General features: G+C 71.6%; 19 protein-coding genes. 12 read left to right on the forward strand and 7 right to left on the reverse strand.

Translation table 11 applies throughout. The annotated features are described in order from the left end of the window. The first annotated feature begins 19 nt into the window (after nt 1-19). The 4 genes from OG552_RS02380 (at nt 20) to OG552_RS02395 (ending at nt 4,324) form a co-directional block, all read left to right on the forward strand. On the forward strand, nt 20-1,702 hold the full coding sequence (locus OG552_RS02380) for an FAD-dependent oxidoreductase (protein WP_329129143.1): 1,683 nt from the start codon (nt 20-22) through the stop codon (nt 1,700-1,702). Further along, nucleotides 1,699-3,261, forward strand: a complete 1,563-nt coding sequence (locus OG552_RS02385; RefSeq protein WP_329129145.1) for an ATP-binding protein — start codon at nt 1,699-1,701, stop codon at nt 3,259-3,261. Before OG552_RS02380 ends, OG552_RS02385 begins: the two co-directional genes overlap by 4 nt. Continuing rightward, nucleotides 3,258-3,608, forward strand: a complete 351-nt coding sequence (locus OG552_RS02390) for a UBP-type zinc finger domain-containing protein (protein WP_329129146.1) — start codon at nt 3,258-3,260, stop codon at nt 3,606-3,608. The genes OG552_RS02385 and OG552_RS02390 overlap by 4 nt, the downstream gene beginning before the upstream one ends. Before the next feature lie 179 nt (nt 3,609-3,787). Continuing rightward, on the forward strand, nt 3,788-4,324 hold the full coding sequence (locus OG552_RS02395; protein WP_329129148.1) for a hypothetical protein: 537 nt from the start codon (nt 3,788-3,790) through the stop codon (nt 4,322-4,324). 102 nt (nt 4,325-4,426) lie between these two features. Here the strand turns inward: OG552_RS02395 and OG552_RS02400 are convergent, their stop codons facing one another. Next, a complete protein-coding gene (locus tag OG552_RS02400; RefSeq protein ID WP_329129149.1) occupies nt 4,427-4,999 on the reverse strand; it encodes a hemerythrin domain-containing protein in 573 nt (190 codons plus the stop codon). Between the two features lie 269 nt (nt 5,000-5,268). On the opposite strand from OG552_RS02400, the gene OG552_RS02405 reads away from it, so the two are divergent. The 4 genes from OG552_RS02405 to pntB all read left to right on the forward strand — a co-directional run bounded on the left by OG552_RS02405 (nt 5,269) and on the right by pntB (nt 11,875). Next, nucleotides 5,269-6,060 (forward strand): DeoR/GlpR family DNA-binding transcription regulator, encoded by a 792-nt coding sequence (locus OG552_RS02405; RefSeq protein ID WP_329129150.1) that lies wholly within the window; start codon nt 5,269-5,271, stop codon nt 6,058-6,060. Between the two features lie 197 nt (nt 6,061-6,257). Further along, nucleotides 6,258-8,630, forward strand: coding sequence for a phosphoketolase family protein (locus OG552_RS02410; RefSeq protein ID WP_329129153.1), 2,373 nt, complete (start codon nt 6,258-6,260; stop codon nt 8,628-8,630). A 217-nt stretch (nt 8,631-8,847) separates the two neighbouring features. Further along, nucleotides 8,848-10,389: a Re/Si-specific NAD(P)(+) transhydrogenase subunit alpha gene (locus tag OG552_RS02415; protein WP_329129154.1), complete on the forward strand. Its 1,542-nt coding sequence runs from the start codon at nt 8,848-8,850 to the stop codon at nt 10,387-10,389. 10 nt (nt 10,390-10,399) lie between these two features. Continuing rightward, nucleotides 10,400-11,875, forward strand: a complete 1,476-nt coding sequence (gene pntB / locus OG552_RS02420; RefSeq protein WP_329129155.1) for a Re/Si-specific NAD(P)(+) transhydrogenase subunit beta — start codon at nt 10,400-10,402, stop codon at nt 11,873-11,875. A gap of 88 nt (nt 11,876-11,963) precedes the next feature. Here the strand turns inward: pntB and OG552_RS02425 are convergent, their stop codons facing one another. From OG552_RS02425 to OG552_RS02435, 3 genes are all read right to left on the reverse strand, one after another. After that, the gene (locus OG552_RS02425; protein WP_329129157.1) at nt 11,964-13,997 is read right to left on the reverse strand and encodes an NPCBM/NEW2 domain-containing protein; all 2,034 of its coding nucleotides are present in this window, start codon (nt 13,995-13,997) and stop codon (nt 11,964-11,966) included. Nucleotides 13,998-14,377: 380 nt separating this feature from the next. Continuing rightward, complete coding sequence (locus OG552_RS02430; RefSeq protein WP_329129158.1) at nt 14,378-14,731, reverse strand: winged helix-turn-helix transcriptional regulator; 354 nt, start codon at nt 14,729-14,731, stop codon at nt 14,378-14,380. A gap of 17 nt (nt 14,732-14,748) precedes the next feature. Next, complete coding sequence (locus OG552_RS02435) at nt 14,749-15,342, reverse strand: NADPH-dependent FMN reductase (RefSeq protein ID WP_329129159.1); 594 nt, start codon at nt 15,340-15,342, stop codon at nt 14,749-14,751. Nucleotides 15,343-15,727: 385 nt separating this feature from the next. Here OG552_RS02435 and OG552_RS02440 point away from each other — a divergent pair, with 385 nt between their 5' ends. The 3 genes from OG552_RS02440 (at nt 15,728) to OG552_RS02450 (ending at nt 17,935) form a co-directional block, all read left to right on the forward strand. Next, nucleotides 15,728-16,645: a YhjD/YihY/BrkB family envelope integrity protein gene (locus OG552_RS02440; protein WP_329129160.1), complete on the forward strand. Its 918-nt coding sequence runs from the start codon at nt 15,728-15,730 to the stop codon at nt 16,643-16,645. A 56-nt stretch (nt 16,646-16,701) separates the two neighbouring features. Then, entirely contained in the window at nt 16,702-16,935 is a 234-nt protein-coding gene (locus tag OG552_RS02445) for a hypothetical protein (protein WP_329129162.1), read from the forward strand. Between the two features lie 184 nt (nt 16,936-17,119). Then, on the forward strand, nt 17,120-17,935 hold the full coding sequence (locus tag OG552_RS02450; protein ID WP_329129164.1) for an SAM-dependent methyltransferase: 816 nt from the start codon (nt 17,120-17,122) through the stop codon (nt 17,933-17,935). Between the two features lie 61 nt (nt 17,936-17,996). Here OG552_RS02450 and OG552_RS02455 read toward each other — a convergent pair whose 3' ends face one another. Continuing rightward, the gene (locus OG552_RS02455; protein ID WP_329129165.1) at nt 17,997-18,899 is read right to left on the reverse strand and encodes a helix-turn-helix domain-containing protein; all 903 of its coding nucleotides are present in this window, start codon (nt 18,897-18,899) and stop codon (nt 17,997-17,999) included. A 127-nt stretch (nt 18,900-19,026) separates the two neighbouring features. Next, on the reverse strand, nt 19,027-19,263 hold the full coding sequence (locus OG552_RS02460; RefSeq protein WP_329129166.1) for a DUF397 domain-containing protein: 237 nt from the start codon (nt 19,261-19,263) through the stop codon (nt 19,027-19,029). A gap of 202 nt (nt 19,264-19,465) precedes the next feature. Here OG552_RS02460 and OG552_RS02465 point away from each other — a divergent pair, with 202 nt between their 5' ends. Beyond that, complete coding sequence (locus OG552_RS02465; RefSeq protein ID WP_329129168.1) at nt 19,466-20,017, forward strand: ATP-binding protein; 552 nt, start codon at nt 19,466-19,468, stop codon at nt 20,015-20,017. A gap of 70 nt (nt 20,018-20,087) precedes the next feature. On the opposite strand, the gene OG552_RS02470 is transcribed toward OG552_RS02465, so the two are convergent. Beyond that, nucleotides 20,088-22,268: an alpha-galactosidase gene (locus tag OG552_RS02470; RefSeq protein WP_329129169.1), complete on the reverse strand. Its 2,181-nt coding sequence runs from the start codon at nt 22,266-22,268 to the stop codon at nt 20,088-20,090. Nucleotides 22,269-22,394: the final 126 nt, after the last annotated feature.

The raw sequence follows: 22,394 nt of genomic DNA on the forward strand, positions 1-22,394 counted from the left end.
CGCGCGAATGGGGGTACGCATGCCCGGGACAGCATCCGGCGGTGCGACACGGACCGTGATCGTGACCGTCGACGACGACCCAGCCGTGTCGCGGGCGGTCGCCCGTGACCTGCGGCGCAAATACGGCGAGGGGCACCGCATCGTGCGGGCCGAGTCCGGCGAGTCCGCACTCGGCGCACTGCGGGAGATGCGGCTGCGCGGCGACCAGGTCGCGGTGATCCTGGCGGATTTCCGGATGCCGGCGATGAACGGCATCGAGTTCCTGGAGCGGGCGATGGACGTCTACCCGGGCGCCCGGCGGGTTCTGCTGACGGCGTACGCGGACACCGGCGCCGCCATCGACGCGATCAACGTGGTCGATCTGGACCACTATCTGCTCAAGCCCTGGGACCCGCCGGAGGAGAAGCTCTATCCGGTGATGGACGATCTGCTGGACGCCTGGTCGGCCAGCGACCACCGGCCGGTTTCTGAGACCAAGGTCGTCGGGCACCGCTGGTCGGCACGCTCCTCCGAGGTCCGCGAGTTCCTGGCCCGCAACCAGGTCCCGTACCGCTGGTACGCCAGCGACGAACCGGAGGGCCAGGGGCTGCTGGCCGCGGCCGAGCAGGACGGGCTGCGGCTGCCGCTGGTGATCACCCGGGACGGCACCGTGCTCGTCGAGCCCTCGGACCAGGACCTGGCGGTGGGCGCGGGCCTGGCGACCACGCCGGCCGAGCGCTTCTACGATCTGGTGGTCATCGGCGGCGGCCCGGCCGGCCTGGGCGCTGCGGTCTACGGCGCCTCCGAGGGGCTGCGGACGGTGCTGGCCGAGCGGACGGCGACCGGCGGCCAGGCCGGCCAGAGCTCCCGGATCGAGAACTACCTGGGCTTCCCCGACGGCGTGTCCGGCGTGCAGCTCACCGACCGCGCGCACCGGCAGGCGACCAAGTTCGGCGCCGAGATCCTCACCGCCTGCGAGGTCGCCGCACTGGAGATCAACGGACCCACCCGTACCGTGCGGTTCGCCGACGGCTCGGCGGTCTCCGCGCACACCGTGATCCTGGCGACCGGCGTGTCGTACCGGCAGCTGGACGCGCCCGGGGTGCCGGAGCTGACCGGCCGCGGGATCTACTACGGCTCCGCGCTGACCGAGGCGGCCGGCTGCCAGGACCAGAACGTCTACATCGTCGGGGGCGCCAACTCCGCCGGGCAGGCCGCGGTCTATCTGGCCAGGGGCGCCAAGTCGGTGACGATCCTCTACCGCGGCTCCGCGCTCACCAACTCCATGTCCCACTACCTGATCCAGCAGATCGCGGCGACGCCGGGCCTGTCGGTCCGCACCAATACCGAGGTGGTGGCCGTGCACGGCACCGACCACCTGGAGCAGATCACCCTGCGCGACTCCGTCACCGGACACACCGAACTGGTCGACGGACAGTATCTGTTCGTCTTCATCGGCGCCGCGCCGCGCACCGACTGGCTGGACGGCGTGGTCCGCCGCGACCCCCGCGGCTTCGTGATCGCAGGACCCGATCTGGCCGCCGCCGGCGAGCGCCCGCCGGGCTGGCCGATGGACCGGCCCCCGTACCACCTGGAGACCAGCGTGCCCGGCGTGTTCGTGGCCGGCGACGCCCGGGCCGAGTCCGCCAAGCGGGTCGCGTCGGCGGTCGGCGAGGGCGCGATGGCGGTCATGCTCGTCCACCGATACCTGGAGCGGCTGTGACCAGCATCGAGCAGAGTCCCTGCAGCGCGGCCGAACTGCGGTCGCTGTTCCTCTTCGAGAAGCTCACCGACGAGCAGCTGGACTGGCTGTGCCGGCAGGGCGGGGCGGAGGCGATCGGCCCGGGCCCCGTGTACGCCGAGGGCGATCCCGCGACCTGCTTCTACGTCCTGCTCGAAGGCACCATCGTGATGTCGCGCCGGGTGGGCGAGGACGACGTGGAGGTCAACCGGACCTCCCAGCCCGGGGTGTACGCCGGGGCGTTCCAGGCGTACCTCGGCGACCGGGTGCCGCAGTTCTACAACAACTCGCTGCGGGCCACGGTGCCTTCGCGGTTCTACGTGCTCTCCGCGGAGCTTTTCGCGCAGATGATGCGGGACTGGTTCCCGATGGCCGTGCACATGCTGGAAGGGCTCTTCTTCGGCAACAAGAACATCCGCCAGGCGGTGGACCAGCGTGAGCGGCTGCTGGCACTCGGCTCCCTGTCGGCGGGCCTGACCCACGAACTCAACAACCCCGCGGCGGCGGCCCAGCGGGCCACCTCGACGCTGCGCGAGCGGGTCGCCGGGATGCGGCACAAGCTGGGCATGATCGCGGGCGACCCCAACCGGCGGGCCGCGATGGCCTCACTGATCGAACTGCAAGAGCGGGCGGTCGAGCAGGCCGTCAAGGCCGTCAACGCCCCGCCGCTCTCCCCGGTGGAGACCTCCGACCGCGAGGACGCGCTGGCCGACTGGCTGGACGACCACGATGTGACCGGCGGCTGGGACATGGCGCCGACCTTCGTCCAGGCCGGTCTCGACACGCTCTGGCTCGACCAGGTGGCGGAAGCCTGCGACCCGGGGGTGCTGGACGGGGCGCTGCGGTGGCTCAACTACACCCTGGAGACCGAGCTGTTGATGAACGAGATCCAGGAGTCCACCACCCGGATCTCCACCCTCGTCGGCGCGGCCCGCCAGTACTCCCAGCTCGACCGGGCGCCGTTCCAGGTGGTCGATGTGCACGAACTCCTCGACAGCACCCTGCAGATGCTCACCGGGAAGATCGGCCCCGGCGTCCGGGTGGTCAAGGACTTCGACCGTACGCTGCCCAAGATCCCGGCTTATCCAGGCGAGTTGAACCAGGTCTGGACGAATCTGATCGACAACGCGGTTGCCGCGATGGGCGGCGAAGGCACCCTCACCGTGCGTACGGCGCTGGACCTGGACCAGTTGCTGGTCGAGTTCCGCGACAGCGGCCCGGGTGTGCCGGCCGAGATCCGCAGCCGGATCTTCGAGCCGTTCTTCACCACCAAGCCGGTGGGCGAGGGCACCGGGCTCGGGCTCGACATCACCTGGCGGATCATCGTCAACAAGCACCACGGCGACATCCGGCTGGAGTCGGAGCCGGGCGACACCCGGTTCCTGGTGCGGCTGCCGCTGACCGCGGAGTCCACCGAGCCGGGGCCCGCCGTGACGGAGTCGGGCGAGTCCGACCCGTCGCCGGCGGAGTCGTCCAAGACACAGACACCACAGGCACCACAGACACCACAGACACCCGTATCCAACGAGGAGCAGGCATGACCGCGATCCCGGGAATCGACCTGACCGCCGAGCCCAGCGGAACCGGCTGCGCCGACTGCGAGGCCGCCGGGGGCTGGTGGCTGCACCTGCGCCGCTGCACCCAGTGCGGGAACATCGGCTGCTGCGACAGTTCACCCGCGCAGCACGCCAGCGCGCACGCCGCCGCGTCCGGCCACCCGATCGTCCGCAGCTACGAGCCGGGCGAGGAGTGGTTCTGGAACTACCGCACCGAGACGTACGTCGAGGACGGTCCGGAGCTGAGTCCGCCGCTGAGCCGGCCGGACGACCAGTCCGTGCCGGGGCCCGCCGACCGGGTGCCGGCGGACTGGCAGCAGCGTCTGAACTGACCGCATCACATTGCCCGGCCGGACGCGCCCCGGCCGGGTTCGGCCTCGCCCGTATGCCCGGCTCGGATGGCGCGGCGGTCACCGCGGAGGTGTCATGGACGGCACGTGCCTCCGCACGGACGCACGGTGATCGGCAGGGTGTGTCCACCCCTGGCGTTCCAGCAAGGGAGACACGTCCGATGTCACCTGAGTCCCGTCCCGTACGCGACGACGACCATCCCGGTGCGGCGGCCGGCGCCGAGGCGGTGCCTGCCGCCGGTACCGCACCCCGCCGTAACGCCTCTGCCGCGCTGCGGTCGGTGCTGCGGCTGCCCACGGCCGTCGCGCTGCTGGCCATCGGCGTGATCCATCTGCCGGCCGGCTTCGCCGGGCTGCGCGCGGGGGAGTACATGGACGGCGTCGCCGTGGTGACCGCCGTGGTCTGCCTGGTGACGGCAGCGCTGCTGACCGTTCAGGACACCGTCTGGACCTGGGCGGCGGCGGCCACCGCCGCGGTCGGCGTCATCGTCGTCCACGCGGTGGCCTCGACGGTCAGCGGTGTTCACCTGCTCAGGAACAGTGTGGGCGACGGGTCCGGCTGGTCGGCCACCGCGGTGGTCTGCGCGGCGCTGGCAGCCGGATGCGCGGGCACGGTCCTGGTCCGCGGACGCGCCCGGCGGCCGGCCGCCGAGGACACCGGACCCGCCGAGGACGCCAGACCCGCCGAGGACGCCTGACCCGTCACGGACACCAGCCCCGTCACGGACCGGGCCCGGGGGGACCGCTGGGCATCGGTCCCCCCGGGCCCGGTCGCGCCTGACGCGCGGCGCGGCGCGCGGTCAGCGGCCGATCGCGTCGCGGGCCTTGTCCATCATCGACGCGAACGGGCCGGTCATCTTGAGCGCGGTCGGGTTGCCGGCCGCGGTGGGGTGCGGGTGGGTGGGCGCGAGGTGTTCCGCCTTGCGGAGGCGGTCCCCCATGGTGCGCCGCTGCATCACCGTGCACTGGGCGACGATCGCCGGGAACTCCTCCTGCTCCTCGTGGGCGGCGTGGGCGCTGACCGCCTGCTCGAACTCCGCGATGGTGCGCAGGAACTCGGGCGACGTGACGTCCATGCCCTCCAGCTGCTTGAGGACCCGGCTGGCTTCCTTCTCCTCTTCGTTGCGCGCGTCGGCCTCGCCCGGCCCGGCCGTCTTCTCGGCCACCGGACGGACGATCAGTTCCTCCGCCGCCTCGTGCACGGCCAGCAGCGCCCGCAGTTCGTCGAACGCCCGCTTCCTGGCCTCGGCGTCCGTTACGGCGATCTCCGCGAACAGGCCCCTGATCTGCGCGTGCTGCTCCAGCAGCAGTGCGACCACGTCCCCGTTCGGCAGCATCGCGGCGGCTTCCCGCTCGGTCTCGGCTGAACTCATTGCCGGCTCCTCTGCTGGTCTCGCGGATTGTTCTCCACCGCTTCGCGTGACCCGAGTCGGGCGATGAAAACCCCTTCTGTGGACCGCGGTCCGCGGGTGCGCGCCGGCGGCCGGTGCGCGGGAGGGCCCGGGGAGTGCCTAGGATCGAGCAGCGTCCGTTCGGCCGGAGGGGTCCGGCCGGCGGCACGCGGTGACAGGATTTCGGTCCCGGGGCGGTGCAGGACGGTCCCAGGATTCCAAGGGATTCCAACAATGAGGAGGCGGCGCCCGTGTCCCGCGATGCCCGGTGGTCCGCGCTGCTCGATCTGCTCGCCGAGCACGGCCGGCTGGACGTGGACGACGCGGCGGCCGCGCTGAGCGTGTCGCCCGCGACCATCCGCCGGGACCTGGACCAGCTGGCCGAGCAGCGGATGCTCGCCAGAACCCGGGGCGGGGCGGTGGCCAACGGGGTGTCCTACGAGCTGCCGCTGCGGTACAAGACGGCACGGCACGCCTCGCAGAAGCAGCGCATCGGGCAGGCGGTGGCCGCGCTGGTCGCGGTCGGCGAGGTGGTGGGGCTCACCGGCGGCACCACCACGACCGAGGTGGCCAGGGCGCTGGCGCTGCGCGGTGACATCGCCGCCGAGGGGGCGGCCCGGCAGCCGGCGCTGACGGTGGTGACGAACGCGGTGAACATCGCCAACGAACTGGTGATCCGGCCGCAGATCAAGATGGTGGTGACCGGCGGTGTCGCCCGCCCCCAGTCGTACGAGCTGACCGGTCCGCTGGCCCGCACCGTGCTGCGGGAGATCACGCTGGACACCGCGGTGCTCGGCGTCGGCGCCCTCGACCCGGACGCGGGCGCCTTCGCGCACGACGAGGACGAGGCCAGCGTCAACCGGCTGCTCGCCGAGCAGGCCACCCGGGTGGTCGTCGCCGCCGACTCCTCCAAGATCGGGCGGCGGGCGTTCGCCAAGGTGTGCGCGATAGAGACGGTCGACATCCTCGTCACCGACCAGGACATCTCCCCGCAGGCGCGGGCCGCTTTCGAGGCGGCCGGGGTCAGCGTCACCGCCGTCTGACCGGCGCGGACCGCCTCCCGCGGGGCCGCCGCCCGGGCGTGGCGGCGACCGGGTGTGGCGCCGCCCGGGCGTTGCGGCGACCGGCCCGCCGTCACCTGAATGGCCCGGAACAGGGGCGGTCGGGGCCGATCCGGGGAAACGGGAAGGAGTGCGTGCCCCGCGGCGCGCGTCCGCTGCCGATCCCGACGGAGGCCCTGATGTCCCGCGTGCCCAAGGCGCCCGGCCACGACGAACTGCGCACCCTGGACGCCCACTGGCGGGCGGCGAACTATCTCGCGGTGGGCCAGATCTATCTGATGGCCAACCCGCTGCTGACCGAACCGCTGCGCCGCGAACACATCAAACCGCGGCTGCTCGGCCACTGGGGCACCTCCCCGGGGCTGAACCTGGTGCACACCCACCTCAACCGGGTGATCAGAGCCCGTGACCTGGACGCGATCTGCATCTGGGGCCCCGGTCACGGCGGTCCCGCGGTCGTCGCCAACTCCTGGCTCGACGGCACCTACACCCAGACCTATCCGGACATCACCCAGGACGCGGCCGGGATGGGGCGGCTCTTCAAGCAGTTCTCCTTCCCCGGCGGCATCCCCTCCCATGTCGCGCCCGAGACACCCGGCTCCATCCACGAGGGCGGCGAGCTGGGGTACTCCCTCTCGCATGCCTACGGCGCCGCGCTCGACAACCCGGATCTCCTCGTCGCCTGCGTGATCGGCGACGGCGAGGCGGAGACCGGACCGCTGGCCACCTCCTGGCACGGCAACAAGTTCCTCGACCCGGTGCACGACGGCGCCGTCCTGCCGATCCTGCACCTCAACGGCTACAAGATCGCCAACCCGGCTGTCCTGGCCCGCCTGGCCGAGGACGAGCTGGACGAACTGCTGCGCGGCTACGGCCACGATCCGATCCATGTCACCGGCGACCACCCGCTGACCGTGCACCGCACGATGGCGGTCGCGATGGACACCGCCCTGGACCGTATCGCCGCCTTCCAGCGCGCGGCCCGCACCCGGGGCGCCACCGAGCGGCCCCGCTGGCCGGTGATCGTGCTGCGCACCCCCAAGGGCTGGACCGGCCCGGCCGAGGTGGACGGGCTGCCGGTGGAGAACACCTGGCGGGCCCACCAGGTGCCGCTCTCCGGCGTCAGGGACAACCCCGAGCACCTGCGCCAGCTGGAGGCGTGGCTGCGCTCGTACCGGCCCGACGAACTCTTCGACGCCGACGGCCGGCCCCTCCCCCAGGTGCTGGCCTACCTGCCGGCGGGTGAGCGCAGGCTCGGCGCCAATCCGCACGCCAACGGCGGCCTGCTCCGGCGCGACCTGCCGGTGCCCGCACTGGAGCGCTTCGCGGTGCCCGTGGACTCCCCCGGCGCCACGGCGCACGAGCCGACCCGGGTGCTGGGGGATCTGCTCGAACAGCTCATGAAGGACACCGCGGACCGGCGTGACTTCCGGATCGTCGGCCCGGACGAGACCGCCTCCAATCGGCTCGACGCGGTGTACGAGGCGTCCGGCAAGGCGTGGCAGGCCCGCACGCTGCCGGTGGACGAGCACCTCGACCCGCACGGCCGGGTGATGGAGATCCTCTCCGAGCACACCTGCCAGGGCTGGCTCGAGGGCTATCTGCTCACCGGCCGGCACGGGCTGTTCTCCTGCTACGAGGCCTTCGTGCACATCGTGGACTCGATGGTGAACCAGCACGTCAAGTGGCTGCGCACCACCCGTTCCCTGCCCTGGCGCCGCCCCATCGCGTCGCTGAACTACCTGCTCACCTCGCATGTGTGGCGGCAGGACCACAACGGCTTCTCGCACCAGGACCCCGGCTTCATCGACCACGTCCTCAACAAGTCGCCGGAGGTCGTCCGGGTCTATCTGCCGCCGGACGCCAACACCCTGCTGTCGGTGGCCGAACACGTCCTGCTGTCCAAGGACTATGTGAATGTCGTGGTGGCCGGGAAGCAGCCCTCCTTCGACTGGCTGTCCCTGGACGCCGCCCGGTCGCACTGCGCCCGGGGCGCCGGCATCTGGGACTGGGCGGGCACCGAGGACGGCACCCGCGAGCCCGATGTGGTGCTGGCCTGCGCCGGGGACGTCCCCACCCTGGAGGTGCTGGCGGCGGCGCAGCTGCTGCGGCGGCACCTGCCGGAGCTGGCGGTACGGGTGGTCAACGTGGTGGACCTGGCCCGGCTGCTGCCGCAGGAGGAGCACCCGCACGGGATGCCCGCCGCGAACTTCGACGCGCTCTTCACCGCCGACAAGCCGGTGATCTTCGCCTATCACGGCTATCCGTGGCTGATCCACCGGCTCGCCTACCGCCGTACCGGCCACGACAACCTGCACGTCCGCGGCTACAAGGAGATCGGCACCACCACCACGCCCTTCGACATGGTGCTGCGCAACGACCTGGACCGCTACCGGCTGGTGATGGACGTCATCGACCGGGTGCCGGGTCTGGCGGTACGGGCGGCGCCGGTACGGCAGTTGATGGAAGATGTGCGGCTGCGGCACCACTCCTGGATCCGCGAGTACGGCACCGACCTGCCGGAGGTGGCCGACTGGCACTGGGAGGGCTGACCGCGGCAGGGGCGACAGGAGCGGGCACGGACCGTGCGAGCGGCACGGAGGGCATGGACGACACGGACGGACGGCACGACCGGACGGCACACGGGCCGATCTTCGGCGTCGGAGACTTGTGCGGCGGGGCGGGCTCGTTCAGTGTCTTCTGGGTGTGTCCTGCACCCTGTTCACATCCCGGTTCCGGCTACCCCATTGTCAGGTGAGAGGGATAACGATGTCAGATTCAGCTCCACAGCAGGTCGGTGTCGCCGCCGAATCGACCGCCGGGGAGACCCGCGTCGCGGCCACCCCGGCGACCGTCCGTCAGATCATCGCCCTCGGCTATGACGTGGTGGTCGAATCAGGGGCCGGTACGGCCTCGGGGTTCACCGACGACGCCTATGTTCAGGCCGGGGCCCGGATCGGCGAGGCGTGGCGGGCCGATGTCGTGCTGAAGGTGAACGCGCCCTCACGGGAGGAGGCCGGGCGACTGCGGGAGGGCGCGACCCTGGTGGGGCTGATCAGCCCGGGGCTCGATCCCGGTCTGGTGGAGGAGCTGGCCCGGCGGCCGATCACCGTGCTGGCCATGGACGCGGTACCGCGGATCTCCCGGGCCCAGTCCCTTGATGTGCTCAGCTCGATGGCGAACATCGCCGGCTACCGGGCGGTGATCGAGGCCGCGCATGTCTTCGGGCGGTTCTTCACCGGACAGGTCACCGCGGCGGGCAAGGTCCCGCCGGCGAAGGTCCTGGTGGCGGGGGCGGGTGTCGCAGGACTGGCCGCGATCGGGGCGGCCAGCAGTCTGGGGGCGGTGGTGCGGGCCACCGACCCGCGTCCGGAGGTGGCCGACCAGGTGCGGTCGCTGGGCGGTGAGTTCCTGGCCGTCGAGGTGGCCCAGGAGTCGGCGGGCGACGGTTACGCCAGGGCGACCTCCGAGGCGTACGACCGGCGGGCCGCGGAGATCTACCGCGAGCAGGCGGCCGATGTGGACGTGGTCATCACCACGGCGCTGATCCCGGGGCGGCCGGCGCCGAGGCTGCTGACCGCGGAGGACGTGGCGAGCATGAAGCCGGGCAGCGTCATCGTGGACATGGCGGCGGCGCAGGGCGGCAATGTGGCCGGCACGGTCGCCGGCAAGGCGGTCGTCACCGACAACGGGGTGACCATCATCGGCTACACCGATCTCGCCGGGCGGCTGCCCGCACAGGCGTCGCAGCTGTACGGCACGAACCTGGTCAATCTGCTGAAGCTGCTCACGCCGGAGAAGGACGGGCGGGTGCACCTGGACTTCGACGACGTGGTGCAGCGGTCGGTGACCGTGGTCAGGGACGGCGCGAAGACCTGGCCACCGCCGCCGGTGCAGGTGTCGGCCGCCCCGCCGGCCGGACCGGCGCCCGCGCCGCCGGCCCCCGCGGCGCCGAAGCCGGGCCTGTCCGCGGCGGCGCGCTTCTCGCTGATCGGCCTCGGCATGGTCGCGCTCTTCTTGCTGATCGCCTTCTCCCCCGCCCAACTCGCCGAGAACTTCACGGTGTTCGTACTGGCGGTGGTCATCGGCTACTACGTGATCGGCAAGGTGCACCACGCGCTGCACACCCCGCTGATGTCGGTCACCAACGCGATCTCCGGGATCGTGGTCATCGGGGCGCTGCTGCAGATCGGGCACGACCGGACGGCGGTCACCGTGCTGTCGTTCGTGGCGATCCTGCTGACCAGCATCAACATCTTCGGCGGTTTCGCCGTCACCCGCCGCATGCTCAGCATGTTCTCGAAGGACTGAGGCCGACCCCATGAACGCCAGTACAGCAACGCAGTCCGCGGACGTCGTCGCCGCGCTGCTCTTCATCCTGAGCCTGGCCGGACTCTCCCAGCACCGCACCTCGCGCGCCGGCGTGGTGTTCGGGGCCTGCGGCATGGCGCTGGCGCTGATCGCCACCGTCATCTTCGCCTCCCGTTCGGTCTCCGGCACCACCGTGGCACTGATCCTGGTCGCCATGGCGATCGGCGCGGCGCTCGGCCTGTGGCGGGCCCGCGAGGTGGCGATGACGGGCATGCCGGAACTCATCGCGGTCCTGCACAGCTTCGTCGGCCTGGCCGCGGTCCTGGTCGGCTGGAACAGCTACCTGGAGGTCGAGGCACACGGCTCGGCGCAGACCGCGATCGCCCACGATCTGCTGCGGATCCACCACGCCGAGGTGTTCATCGGCATCTTCATCGGCGCGGTGACCTTCACCGGTTCGCTGATCGCCTTCCTCAAGCTGTCGGCGCGGATCAAGTCCCGGCCGCTGATGCTGCCGGGCAAGAACCTGCTCAACCTCGGCGCACTGGCCGCCTTTGTGGCGCTGACCGTCTGGTTCGCGGTGAGTCCTGGGCTGGGGCTGATGATCGCCGTCACCGCGCTGGCGCTGCTGCTCGGCTGGCACCTGGTGGCATCCATCGGCGGCGGCGACATGCCGGTGGTGGTCTCCATGCTCAACAGCTACTCGGGCTGGGCGGCCGCGGCGGCGGGCTTCCTGCTCAACAACAACCTGCTGATCGTCACGGGCGCGCTGGTCGGCTCCTCCGGTGCCTATCTGTCGTACATCATGTGCAAGGCGATGAACCGGTCCTTCATCTCGGTGATCGCCGGCGGCTTCGGCATCGAAGCCCCGGCGAGCGGCGACACGGAGCAGGGCGAGCACCGGGAGACCACCGCGGCGGAGACGGCGGCACTGCTGGAGAGCGCCGAGTCGGTGATCATCACCCCGGGCTACGGCATGGCGGTGGCCCAGGCCCAGCACCCGGTGGCCGAACTGACCAGGGCGCTGCGGGAGCGGGGCGTCGAGGTGCGCTTCGGTGTGCATCCGGTCGCCGGACGGCTGCCGGGCCACATGAATGTGCTGCTGGCCGAGGCGAAAGTGCCGTACGACGTGGTGCTGGAGATGGACGAGATCAACGACGACTTCGCCCGCACCTCGGTGGTCCTGGTCATCGGCGCCAACGACACGGTGAACCCGGCGGCGATGGAGGACCCCGGCAGCCCGATCGCCGGGATGCCGGTGCTGCGGGTGTGGGAGGCGGAGCAGGTGATCGTCTTCAAGCGCTCGATGGCGTCGGGCTACGCGGGTGTGCAGAACCCGCTCTTCTTCCGGGAGAACACCCGGATGCTCTTCGGCGACGCCCGGCAGAGCGTGGAGGACATCCTGCGGGCGCTGACCCCGCGGGCGCCCGGCTCGGCGGAAGCGGACGCCCGGTCCCGTACCGCGCAGGCGGCTTCGGCCGGCTGAGCCGCGGCCGCCGGTGGCCGGCGCACCTGCCGCCGGGACCCCGCCGCTGGGTGCGGGCGGGGTCCCGGCGGACCGCCGCGGGCGCCGGTCAGGAGCAGGTGATCCGCGGGTCGGCCCAGTCCGCGTGGTCGCTGTCGTTGCCGTCGCCGCCGTCGGTGACGACGAGCTGGACGGTCTGCACGCCGGTGAGGCCGGCGTGCAGGGTCCTGGCGCCGGCCGCGTGGTCGAGGACCCCGCTGTCGGCGACCTTGGTGCCGTCGGCGGTGATCTGGAAGTCGACGGTCCCCTTGCCGTTCTTCTCGTCGTCCACGCCGACGGTGGTGTCCAGGGTGCTGCACAGGCCGCCGAGTTCGTAGGTCACGGTGCTCGGGGCGTTGGTGCCGAGGCCCTTGGCGTACACCGTGCCGCTGATGGTGATCGGGTGGCCGTCACCGGCCGCGGTCTCGCCGTTGCTCTGGTCCTTCTCGACCGGTCCCCACCCGTTGGTGGCGGCGGTCCAGCCCAGATCGCTGAGGTAGCTGGTCCCGGCCGGGGGCGGTACGAAGACGGTGACGCTGCCGGTCAGCGGGACCGTCACGGTCTTCTTGCCGAGCAGGGCGCGGTAGCTCACCGTGCCGTCGAGCGGGTAGCTGCCCGGTGCGGTGCCCGCCGGGACGGTGACCTTCCAGGGGGTCTTGAGCGACGCGCCGCCCAGCAGGAGCAGGCTGCTGCCGGAGCCGGCCGGCTTCACCGTCCAGCCGCCGGGGGCGGTCAGCTTCACGCTGACCTTGGTCGCGGGCAGTGTGCCGAGGTTGGTGACATAGCTGGACAACTGCGCGGTCTGCCCGGGCTGGATGTGTGTCGCCGCGCCGGTCACCCCGGTGTCGAGCAGCGGCGGGTTCGCCAGCGAGGTCACCGCGGACAGCGCGCTGCCGCTGATCCGCAGCAGGACGGTGCCGTGCGCGGGCACGGTCGCGGCCAGTGTGCCGGAGCTCTGGTAGTCGGTGTGCGACCACAGGTCGCGGACGGCGTACCCGGCCCGCTTGGGCAGACCGGCCGCGGTGGCGGTGGTGGAGATCCGCTGCGCCGTGTCACCGGAGTTGAACAGCGCCACCGCGCGGTCGCCGCCGGTCAGCTTCTTGTCCAGTACGTAGGTGTCGCCGGTCTGCGCAAGGACGGTGGCCTGCGCGCCCAGCGGGTCCTGGTCGAGGGCGATGACGTCCTTGTTGCCGAGGATGGCCAGCGTCTCGGGGGTGGCCTTGCGCAGGTCGGTGCCGATGAGCAGCGGGGAGTCCATCATCGACCAGAGCGAGAAGTGCGAGCGGTACTCGGTGTCGGTCATGCCGCCGTTGCCGACTTCCAGCATGTCCGGGTCGTTCCAGTGGCCCGGGCCGGCGTACGGGGCCAGCGGCAGGTTGCTCTTGGTGATGCTGAGCATGCTGGCCCAGTTGTCGCTGATGTCGCCGGTGGTGCGCCAGGAGTTGCCGATGTCGGCGCCCCACTCCCAGGGGTTCTGCTGGCCCCACTCGCAGAGCGAGTAGACGATCGGCCGGCCGGTCGCCGCGAGCGCGTCGCGCATGGCGGAGTACCGGTTGATGAAGTCCTGCCGGGTGCCGTCGCTGTTGTTGTTGCAGTTGTCGTACTTGAGGTAGTCCACGCCCCAGTCGGCGAACGACTGCGCGTCGGTGGTCTCGTGGCCGAGGCTGCCCGGGTACCCGGCGCAGGTGGCGGTGCCCGCGTCCTCGTAGATGCCCAGCTTCAGGCCCTTGGAGTGCACATAGTCCGCGGTGCCCTTGATGCCGTCGGGGAACTTCACCGGGTCGGGGACCAGCCTGCCCTGCGCGTCCCGGGTGTGCGTCATCCAGCAGTCGTCGATGTTGACGTACGTGTACCCGGCGGCCTTCAGCCCGGAGGTCACGAAGTAGTCGGCGGTCTGCTCGATCAGCTGCTCGCTCACATCGCAGCCGAACGCGTTCCAGTCGTTGAAGCCCATGGGGGGTGTCGTGGCGAGACCGTTGTCGAGGGCGGCGGCCGGGGTGGCGGTCGCCACCACGCCCGCGGTGACGGCCACGGCGCCGAGCCCGCCGCTCCACACGACGGCGGCGGTCACACAGGCGAGCAGCCTGCGGACAGGTCTTGGCATGGGGGTTCCTCTGCTCGTGGTGTCGGTGAGTGCGGGCGTCAGCGGCGCTCGCGGCAACGGACGCGGGCATGCGGAAGTTGTGCGGATCCGCGATGATGCGCCGTTCTAAGTCAACGGAAGGAAACAGAGTCGAGCATTCCCGCTCACCGCGAAACCGTAGGAGCCGCCTCGGTGATTTACAAGGCCCGTGCACGTAATGGTTGGCGGGGCCTCAGGTGAGCGAGTGCGGCCGCGCGACACGGGAGTTGGGCCGGCACCGGGCTCCGGCCGCCACCGCGGGACGACGAAGGCCGGGCCCGGCGGCGTCGCGGGGCCCGGCCTCGGGCCGGCCGGAGGAAGGGGGTGCGATGGGGGGCTGACGGCCGGTCAGCGGGGTCCGGTCACGGCCGGGCGGAGTCGTCCGGGAGCGGGATCCAGCGGTGGGACCAGGCCACCACCGCTTCCAGCACCGGGCCGAGTTCGCGGCCCTTCTCGGTGAGGTGGTACTCGATCTGCGCCGGGCCCGCCGCGCCCACCCGGCGTTCGAGCAGCTCGTTCTCCTCCAGGACACGGAGCCGCTGGGCGAGCATGGTGTCGCTGAGCCCGGGCACGGCCGCCTTGATCCGGGCGAACCGGTGGTGGCCGGTGAAGACGGCGCGCAGGATGGCGCCGGTCCACCGGCCGCCGATCAGCTCGATGGCGGAGTGGAACCGCACGCAGACCCGGTGGATCTCGGCAATGGACTCTTCGGACACCTGGAGACCCCCGTCGGCTACGCGCCCTTCGGCGATTCTGCCAGAGCCGGGCGCAGCGGGCGCAGCGCCTCCTCGACCCGTACCAGTTCGTCCAGCATCGACTTGGCCGCGGCGGTCAGCACCTCATTGGGGACCAGGCCCTCCTCCTCGTCCAGGAACTGGTGGACGAAGGGGATGCTGACCGCCTCGAAGACCGGTGTCATCTTCAGCGTCGTGACGACCTGCTTGATCATCTGCACGGCACGGGTGCCGGCCGAGACCCCGCCGTAGCTGACGAAGCCGACCGGCTTGTACTTCCACTCGTTGTGGAGGTAGTCGATGGCGTTCTTCAACTCGGCGTTGTAGCCGTAGTTGTACTCGGGCATGACGAAGACGAAGGCGTCCACCGCGCCGACCAGGGCACTCCAGTCGCGGGTGTGCTGGTGGGTGTAGTTGCCGAACCGCGGGTGGTTGGGCTCGTTCATGAACGGCAGTGCGACCTCGGCCAGGTCGATCAGCTCGACCTCCGCGAAGCCCGCGTGGGCGCGCGCCTCCCCTTCGAACCACTGGGCGACGGGCAGCCCCACGCGCCCGGGCCTGGTGCTCGCCACAATGATTCCCAGCTTCGCCATTGCGTGCTCCTTCAGCAGTACGGATGACGGGTCGTCGTGCTCGCCTCCGCACGGAGAGGAGCGGCGCTAAGAATAACTTAGTGACCTTGGAGCCGGTGCGCCCACCCCCTCCCGGCCACACCCGGCCACCGACATCGCACCGGACGGACACCGAAAAGCGCCCATAACGCGCATAATTCCCTCACCGGGTTCATCCGGTCACCGGGTTCACCGGGTCCGCCGGGTCCGCCGGGTCCGTCCGCTCCTTTCCCGCCTGGAGGTCGCCATCGCCGCCGCGCCGTCCGGGCACCGGCCCGGTGGGGAACCGCCGTCGTGGAAGCGGTGGCCGGCCGGGTGGCGGGCACGCGCGGCGCACCTGCGGCAGGCCGCGGAGCGGCGGTTCCCGGTGATCACCGAACTCACCGCGCGGCTGCTCTCGGTGAACCTGCTGGACGCCGCCACCCGGCTGGCCGCGCAGCTCTTCCTCACCGCGGTCCCGCTGATGTTCGTGGTCGCAGCACTCGCCCCCAAGGGCGTACGGGACCAGCTGGTGACCTCCGCGCGGGACCTGTTCGGGCTCTCCGGGGCCTCGCAGGAGCAACTGCGGCAGGTCTACGCGCGGGGCGACGACGAGACCGAGGCGATCCGGCAGACCACCGGCGTGGTGGGCTCACTGGTGGCGCTGCTGTCGGCCACCGCCAGCAGCCGGGCGATGGCCCGGGTGTGCGAACGCGCCTGGCGGCTGCCGCGGGCGGCGACCCGGGTGGCGGTGTGGCGCTGGTTCGTGTGGATCGTGGCCTGGCTCGGGGTGCTGGTGCTGCAGGGCCCGCTGCGGCACGGCCTCGGAGCCGGGCTCTGGCTCGGGGTGCCGCTGATCCTGCTGGTGGACACCGGCGTGTGGTGGTGGACGCAGCATCTGCTGCTCAGCAAGCGCATGCCGTGGCCGCCCCTGCTGCCCGGCGCGGTGCTCACCGCGCTGGCGATGACCGCGCTCTCCGTCACCGCCCGGATCTACATGCCGATGGCCCTCAACCGGAGCCTGGCCGCGTACGGATCGCTCGGCTCGGTCTTCACCCTGCTCTCGTGGCTGATCGCGATCTGCGCGGTGATCACCTTCACCATCACCGCGGGCGCGGTGCTGGCCACCGAGCCGCCCCTGGGTCCGCTCCTCGACCCCGCCGGGCCGCCGGAGGGCGGCCAGGGGGACGTCTCCACCGGCCGGACCGACACGGCCGGTGGAGCCGGCACGGCCGACCGGACCGGCCGGACGGGCACGGGCGGCCGGGAACCACGTGCCGGCCGCGGCGTCCGCAGGACCAGGTGAGACAACACCGGCCCCGCTATCGCACACACGTTCGAATGTGTGCCAGAATCGCTCCCATGCCCCTCCTCGCCTTCCCCGACGACCTCCTCCAGGCGCAGCGCGACTGGTACGCCACCTACCGCGAACTGGCCGGAAACGGAGCCGGCGGCACGCAGACCACCGTCCTGCGGCGGCGGCTGGTCAGGCTCTCCGTGCGGATCACCGCGCATCCGTTCTGGGCGACCGTGCCCGACGTCGCACCGGCCGCCCGGATGGCACTGAAGGAAATGGCGTGGACCGAGGGGCCGTGAAGCGCGCTCCCGGATGCGGACACCTGGGCCGTATCCGTCCTCGGCGGCTGACGGATCGTCAACATCCGCTGCGGACACCGAAGATGGGGGACCGCACTCGACCGGAGGATCGCCGCTGCCTAGGATGTGGGGCAGCTTCTGCACGTGCGGGATTACTCAGAGTCGAGACGTCATGAGGGGCCCTATGGAACACGGGGACGCGCCGCTGCCCGACAAGATCGACGTGACGGTGCCGAGCGTGGCCCGCATGTACGACTACCTCCTGGACGGAAAGGACAACTACCCGGCCGACCGTGAGGCCACCGAGCAACTGCTCCAGCAGGTGCCGAGCATGAAGGTGCTGGCGCTCAACAACCGTGACTTCCTGCGCCGTGTCGTGCGGGTGCTCGCCCGGGACTACGGCATCAAGCAGTTCGTGGACCACGGCTCCGGCCTGCCCTCGGTGGACAACGTCCACGAGATCGCCCAGGCGATCCACCCCGACGCCCGCGTCGTCTACAGCGACGTGGACCCGATCGTCCTGGCCCACGGGCGCGCGCTGCTGGAGCAGAACGAGAACACCGCCGTGCTGCAGGCCGACTTCCGCGACATCGAGAGCATCTGGGAGAGCCCGGAGCTCAAGCGGCTGATAAAGCTGGACGAACCGATCGCCGCGCTCTTCGTCTCGGTGCTGCACTGCATCAAGGACTCCGACGACCCGGCGGGTGTCGTCCGCAAGGTGCGGGAGAAGCTGCCCCCCGGCAGCTTCCTGGTGGTGTGCCAGCTGGTCAGCGACGACCCGGAGACGCGCCGCTTCGTGACCGAGTTCATGGCCGAGTCCACCGGCGACCAGTGGGGCCGGGTCCGCACCCCGGAGGACGTCGAGAGCTACCTGGCCGGCCTGGAGATCCTGGAGCCCGGCCTGGTGGAGGTCTCCACCTGGCGCGCCGACAACGACCTCGCCCCGAAGCAGCCGAGCGAGGAGTGGATCGAGTTCGGCGGTGTCGCCCGCCTGACCTGACGGCCCGTCACCAGCCGCTCGACGAGGGCCCTTTCCGGCCCGGGGCCCTGCCGCCTGCCGATTACTGGTAGCGCTGCAGGGCCTTCTCCAGCATCACCCGGCTGGCGGCCGGAGTCGCGGCCAGCGCGCTCAGCTCGTCGAGCGCCGCGCGGTAGCGGTCCAGGTCCTCCAGCCGGTCCAGATAGACCGCGCTGGTCATGTGCTCCAGGTAGACCACGTCGGGCAGGAACCCCTGGGCGAACCGCAGATAGGTGACGGCGGCGCCCGGTGTGGCCGCGGCGCTGGCCTCGTAGGAAGCGATCTGCAGGCGGACGCCCGGCTGCCGCAGCACATCGAGCAGATACGTCAACTGGTCCCGCATCACCCGCGGTCCACCGACCGGCCGGTGCAGTACGCCTTCGTCGATCAGCGCCCAGAGCACGGGCGCGCCCGGCTCCCACATCCGGCGCTGCCGCTCCAGCCGCAGCGCGACCCGGCGGTCCACTTCCTCCGCCGGCGCGAGACGGTGGCCGCTGAGCACGACGGCGTGCGCGTAGGCGGGCGTCTGCAGCAGACCGGGGACGAACTGGGTCTCGTAGGTGCGGATCACATGGGCGTCCCGCTCCAGGCCGATGAGCTGCTGCAGCCAGTCCGGGACGACTTCACCGTACGGCTGCCACCAGTCGGGCTGGGCGGAGCGCTGGACGAGACGCCCGATATCGGCGCGCTCCTTGTCGTCCACGCCGTAGAGTGCCAGCAGGTCGTCGACGTCACGCGACTTCAAGGTGACGTGGGCGGTCTCCATCCGGCTGATCTTGCTGGCGTGGGCGCGGATGTGGTGGCCGGCCGCCGCCGGGGTCAGCCCGCGGCTCTCCCGCAGCGACCGCAGATACGTACCGAGCACTCGCGCCATGGCCTTGGCGCCCATGTCGGGCCGCCGTTCAAGCAGTTGTATGGGCGAGACGAGCTGCGGCGAGGCAGGCATACGGGCTCCCAAGCGATATCCGGACAGGCCAGTATTGCATTGGAGAGCCCGCTGCCACTGCCTAACGGGGTTGCTTATCGGCCTACTTCAGGCGCGATTGCCTCTTTCCGCCGGTGAGGGCGGGGTGTCAGCCGGTGAAAGCGTCGAAGTCGCCGTCCTTGGCGCCCTCGACGAAGGCGGTGAGCTCGGCCTGGGTGTAGACCAGGGCCGGGCCGTCGGGGTGGCGCGAGTTGCGCATCGCGACACTGCCGTCGGGCAGCATGGCCACCTCGACGCAATTGCCGCTCTGGTTGCTGCGCCCGCTCTTGATCCACTGGACTCCGGTGATGGAGCTGGCCTGCACGCCGTTGTCGAACTGCTGCACCGAGCATCACTCCTTCGTTGGTTCTGTAGTCCCCCGTGTGCACTTCCGCATCAGGGACCACCATAGATACCCGGGCGCCCGTTGCGCACTTGCGGATGCAATTTCCGATGCAATTGCATCCCGGTGTGCTAAACCTCGATACTGACCGTGTCGGCACGAACTCGATGCGCGCCCGGCAACCTCGCTCGGAGGGGTGACCCGCATGACCACCCAGTCGTCCACCGCCCGGAGTGCTCCCGCCAGGCACCATCAACCGCCGCCCGGCGAGCGGCAGTTGGACTCCTTCCTGCGCGCCGACTGGCGCGCGTGGGGCGGCGGCGGCCGGTCGGACTTCGACGGTGAGGGGTTCGCCGCCCTGCGCTTCGACGCCACCCCGGTCAGCGTCACCCGCACCCGGAGCTTCCTGCGCAGCACCCTCACCGACTGGCAGTTGGCGGAGCTGGTGGACGACGCGACCACCGTCGCCGCCGAGTTGGTGGCCAACGCGGTCACCCACGCCCTCCTGCCGGTGCCCCCGGCGGCGCCGCCGCCGGACGAACCCACCGCCTGGATCGCCCTGTTGCGGATGCGGGACGCGGTGGTGTGCGCGGTGGCCGACCCCAGCCCCGAGCCGCCCGCGCTGACCGAGGCGGACCCGTTCGCCGAATCCGGCCGGGGACTGCACATCGTGGCCGAACTCAGCGACACCTGGGGCCACTCGCCGCCGGAGCCGGCCGGCAAGACGGTCTGGGCCCGGCTGGCCGGCGGACGATGACACCGCGCCGGCCGCTGCCGTGGCTCGGGCGGCTCCGGGTGCCGGAGCAGGGGAACCGCCCGAACCGCTGTCAGCCGGTCCGGCGGACCTCCAGCAGCATCGCCTGGTCCGGGTTGAGCGTCGGCATCGGCACTCCGGCCACCGCCAGCACCGTGCCCGGCAGCGTCACCCACCCGTCGAGCGCCGCCGTGAGCCACGCCGGGCCGCCGGTCTGGTGCCAGGACGGCTCACCGAGGTCGGTACGGACCCGGATCCGGTAGCGGCTGCCGGGGTCAAGACCGGGCAGCGCCACCCGTCCCCACTGCCCCTCGGGCGAGGTGGCCACCCGGGCCCAGGCGTAGAGCGCCGAGGCACCGTCCTGGGCGACCACCCCGTGCAGCAGCACGGCGTCCTCCAGGTCGGCGCGGACCGTCCGCCCGGAGTGCAGCAGCGGGCGGACCTCACGGTAGAGCGCGGTCCACGCGGTGAGCCGGGCGAGTTCCTGCGGGGTGCAGCCGGTGATGTCCCACTCGATGCCGGCGTGGCCGAAGAGCGCGGTGGCGAGCCGGAAGGTGTCCGTGCTGAACCGGTCGGTGGTGTGGCTGGTGGCGGGGCCGACGTGGCTGCCGATCAGTTCGGGCGGCAGGAGCTGGGCGGTCCAGCGCTGGATCGCCTGGCGCTCCACCGGATCGTTGCAGTCCGAGGCCCAGACCCGGTCGGTCCTGGACAGGATGCCGAGGTCGATCCGGCCGCCGCCGCTGGCGCAGCTCTCGATCTCCAGCCCGGGGTGGCGCTCCTTGAGGGTGTCCAGCAGCCGGTAGAGGGCGGTGACCTGGCCGTGGGCGGTGGGCCGGTCGGCCGGGCCGTGCACGGCCTCGTGCACCTCGCGGTTGTGGTCCCACTTGAGGTAGCCGATGGCGTACTTCTCCACCAGTCCGTCCAGCGCGTCGAGCAGATACTCCCAGACGTCGGGGTTCGCCAGGTCCAGCACGTGCTGGTGGCGGGCCGCGGGGCCGACGCCGGCCGCCGGGCCGAGGACCCAGTCGGGGTGCTCGCGGGCCAGGTCGGAGTCGAGGTTGACCATCTCCGGCTCGACCCAGAGGCCGAACTCCATGCCGAGCGCCCGGACATGGTCGACCAGCGGGGTCAGCCCGCCGGGCCAGACCACCGGGTCCACCGTCCAGTCGCCGAGCCCCGCGTGGTCCGAGCGGCGGCCGCTGAACCAGCCGTCGTCGAGGACGAAGCGCTCGACACCGACCTCGGCGGCCCGTTCGGCGAGCCGCAGCAGCCGGTCCAGGTCGTGGTCGAAGTAGACCGCCTCCCAGCTGTTCAGAATGACCGGGCGGGGGGTGCGCGGGTGGGTCGGGCGGTTGCGGAGCAGGGTGTGGAAGCGGTCGGCGAGGCCGTCGAGGCCCTCGTCGGACCAGGCGTAGTGGCAGACCGGGGCCTGGTAGCTGTCGCCGGGGCCGAGCCGGATCTCCCCGGCCCGCAGGAGTTCGCCGCCGCCGAGGACGGCGGCATGGGTGCCGGCGCCCTCCGGCAGGCGTTCGACGAGATAGCGCTGGTCACCGCTCCAGGCGAGGTGGACGGCCCACACCTCGCCGTCGCGGAAGCCGAAGCCGGGGGTGCCGACGGTGACCAGGTAGGGCGAGTCGAGACCGGGTTTGCCGCGCCGCAGCTCACGGGCGTGGGTGCCGTGGTTCAGCGGGCGGCGCTGCGGCGAGCGTTCGCGGCTCCATTTGCCGGTGAAGTCCAGGAGTTCGGTGGCCCGGCGGGGCAGCGGCAGCAGCGTGGTGACCTGGCTGAGGTCGTACGGTGCCGGATCGGCGCCGCCGCGGCGGGTGACGCCGGTGGCGACCGCCAGCACGCCCGAGGGGTCGAGGGTGTAGCGGAGGGTGAAGTCCAGGCCGGAGGTGTCGTCGGCCAGCTCGATGGTCAGTTCGCCGCCGCCGCCCGGTTCCTGGCGGCTGGAGGTCGCCAGCGTGTGGAGCCGGGGGGCGGCGGCGGTACCTGCCAGGTGGCCGGCGTGGGCCGGGGTGCCGGACCAGCCTTCGGCCTCGGTGGGCCAGACGGTGAAGCGGCGGGGAGCGTCCATGGCGTTGTTGAGCACGGCGGCCTCCGCGGTCAGGACCAGCGCGGCGGCGTCCTCGCCGGAGAGTTCGCCGAGGTCAGGGCCCCAGTGCAGGACTCTGGGCACCGGCTCGCTGAGCTCCACGACGAAGCAGGTGCCGGCCGCGCGCAGGGAGACGATCCGCGCGGTGGTGTCGGGCATACAGAGTCCTTTCCGAGTGTCCACCGCAGTGGACGGGTCCGGCCGACCGGGTCCGGCCTGCCGGTGGCCGGCCGGACCCGGTTGTGGTCATGGTGGAACTTCGCGGTCCGTGGACCGCCGCCGGCC

Origin of the sequence: Streptomyces sp. NBC_01476 (assembly GCF_036227265.1) — a bacterium.
Classification (GTDB): Bacteria; Actinomycetota; Actinomycetes; order Streptomycetales; family Streptomycetaceae; genus Actinacidiphila.